Genomic DNA, 2,435 nt, shown 5'->3' with positions numbered 1-2,435 from the left:
TAATTGGAGGCTATATCGGATCCCACCACTTGAGTAATGATGTGGCTGTTGACATCAACCCGAAAACAGTCACTGAATTGCAGGGCCTGGGCTTTGAGAGCGCCGGGACGGAGTACTTGCCTGACGAGCTTTTTGACGCGGGTATCTGGACCAATCCCAAAACGATTTTGCTACTGGCCCTTGGCGGCTTTATGGTTGGATTCGGTGCCAGGTACGCCGGCGGATGTACCTCAGGACACGCCATTTCCGGTTTGAGTAATCTGCAATGGCCCTCACTCTTGGCGGTTATCGGATTTTTTGCCGGAGGCATGGTGATGATTTATTTCTTATACCCTATAATTTTTGGATGATGCGCAGTCTGATTTACCTTCTTATTGGAATATTTTTTGGTATTACCATGTTTAAGTCTGAAGCCGCCAGTTGGTTTCGTATTTATGAAATGTTTAAGTTCGATGCCTTCCATATGTACGGCATCATCGGGACGGCAGTAGTGCTCGGTGTGCTCATCGTTCAGGTGATTAAGCGCTTTAAGATCAAATCCTTTTACGGGGAGCCTATTGAATTTCAACCCAAAGAAAAGAGCGTCCCGCGCTATATCATAGGCGGGTTTATTTTCGGATTGGGATGGGCCCTTGCCGGCGCCTGCCCGGGGCCTATGTTTACCCTGGTCGGGGCTGGTTACCTTCCGATCCTTATCGTGATCGCAGGGGCGGTTGCCGGCACCTGGATGTATGGCCTTCTCCGGGATAAACTCCCGCATTGACCCTTAGCGTAACAGCAGGAGGATAGCACCCAGAGCGGTGACAAAGAGGATTAGTCTCCGGTAGAAACTTTCGCGGATCAGGCGTACGATGCGGACCCCTGCGAAAAGGCCGAGGACAACCCCGGGGAGTAACCACAGGTCTGTCCGGATCACCTGCAGGTCTATGGTCTCCCAGACAAAGATGTGTAAAGGGAGTTTCAGCCAGTTGGTCAATAGAAACAACCAGGCAGCGGTTCCTATGAATTCATTCTTGGGAAGGCGCATGGCTAGAAAATAGAGGTTGGAAAACGGACCGGCCAGGTTCCCGATCATCGTAGTAATCCCGGCGGTCAACCCCATAAATCCGGCAAAAGCCGGGTGTTGGGGGACGCGCTTGGATCGGCGTAAATCCCACCAGACCATAAGCAGCACACTTCCCAGGATAATCCCGGCCATGGCCCATTTAAAAACGAGCTCCGGCAAGTCCTGGCCCACCCATGCGCCCGCCAGGATCCCCAGGACCATCCAGGGTAAAAAGCGTTTTAAAAGATCCCATCGGGCGTGCCTGTTATAGTATATGACGGCGAAGAGGTCCCCGAACATCAGCAGGGGCAGGATCTGCCCGGTAGACTGTCGGGCACCAAAGGCCAATGCCATCAGGGTCACTGCGAAAATCCCACTCCCTTTGAGTCCCGCCTTAGCCAGTCCCAGCACAAATGCACCGGCTAAGGCGATCGCATAGGGGGCCAAAGCCTGTTCTGGCTGAAACAGGGAGTGAAACATAGGGTTGAGGAATCAGGTCTAAAGGTATTTTAAAAATATGATATCTTTAGCCGGTAACGCCAACCTAAACGATGCAACTCACCACCCTGGACTACGCCCTTATCATAGGGTTCTTTACACTGGTACTTGGAATTGGAATCGGGGTTTCCCGTAAATCCGGTAAAAGCACCGCCGAGTATTTTTTATCGGGCAGGAGTATGCCCTGGTGGCTCTTGGGGTTTTCCATGGTCGCCACTACTTTTTCTACGGACACCCCCAATCTGGTCACAGATATCGTCCGGACTAACGGGGTCTCCGGGAATTGGGTATGGTGGGCTTTTCTGCTCACCGGGCTACTGACGGTTTTTGTTTATGCAAAATTGTGGCGGCGCTCCGGGGTAGCCACCGATATGGAGTTCTACGATCTGCGCTATGGGGGTAAACCCGCACATTTTCTGAGGGGTTTCCGGGCCGTATACCTGGGGGTAATTTTTAACATCCTGGCCATGTCTGCAGTAACCCTGGCAGCCATAAAAATCGGGCAGGTCATGTTGGGGCTCAGCCCCGTACAGACCGTATTGATCGGTGGGGTTATCACAGTAGTTTTTAGTGCAGCAGGTGGGTTTCGGGGGGTGGTCTATACGGATTTCCTGCTTTTTTTTGTAGCTATAGCCGGTGCAGTGGGCGCAGCCGTGTACCTGGTCAATATTCCGGAGGTCGGGGGGGTGAGCGCCCTACTCGAACATCAGAACGTGGCGGGCAAGCTCTCTATCCTGCCGGATTTCTCCGATACAGAAGCGCTTATTGGTATTTTGATCATTCCCCTGGCCGTTCAATGGTGGAGTGCCTGGTATCCCGGTGCAGAGCCCGGGGGTGGGGGGTATATCGCCCAGCGTATGCTGGCGGCTAAAAACGAAAACCACGCCATTGG

General features: G+C 52.8%; 4 protein-coding genes. 3 read left to right on the top strand and 1 reads right to left on the bottom strand.

All coding sequences use genetic code 11. The annotated features are described in order from the left end of the window. Window positions 1–350, top strand: a 350-nt coding sequence (locus WBV75_RS00875) for a YeeE/YedE family protein (RefSeq protein ID WP_424118777.1), incomplete at its 5' end; no start/stop codon positions are given. Further along, window positions 350–763, top strand: a complete 414-nt coding sequence (locus tag WBV75_RS00870; protein ID WP_424118778.1) for a YeeE/YedE family protein — start codon at window positions 350–352, stop codon at window positions 761–763. The genes WBV75_RS00875 and WBV75_RS00870, both read left to right, overlap by 1 nt. Before the next feature lie 3 nt (window positions 764–766). Here the strand turns inward: WBV75_RS00870 and WBV75_RS00865 are convergent, their stop codons facing one another. Beyond that, window positions 767–1,525, bottom strand: a complete 759-nt coding sequence (locus WBV75_RS00865; protein ID WP_424118776.1) for a sulfite exporter TauE/SafE family protein — start codon at window positions 1,523–1,525, stop codon at window positions 767–769. A gap of 71 nt (window positions 1,526–1,596) precedes the next feature. Here WBV75_RS00865 and WBV75_RS00860 point away from each other — a divergent pair. Further along, window positions 1,597–2,435: sodium:solute symporter family transporter (locus WBV75_RS00860; RefSeq protein ID WP_424118775.1), on the top strand; the 839-nt coding region annotated here is incomplete at its 3' end.

It is taken from the genome of Robiginitalea sp., assembly GCF_049588695.1.
Lineage (GTDB): Bacteria > Bacteroidota > Bacteroidia > Flavobacteriales > Flavobacteriaceae > Robiginitalea.
Note: the sequence above shows the minus strand (reverse complement) of the source record. Positions and strands in the feature narration are given on the sequence as shown.

Coding starts and splice junctions, on each gene's coding strand:
- WBV75_RS00865 (WP_424118776.1), bottom strand. CDS start 1,525: ATGTTTCACTCCCTGTTTCAGCCAGAACAGGCTTTGGCCCCCTATGCG.
- WBV75_RS00870 (WP_424118778.1), top strand. CDS start 350: ATGCGCAGTCTGATTTACCTTCTTATTGGAATATTTTTTGGTATTACC.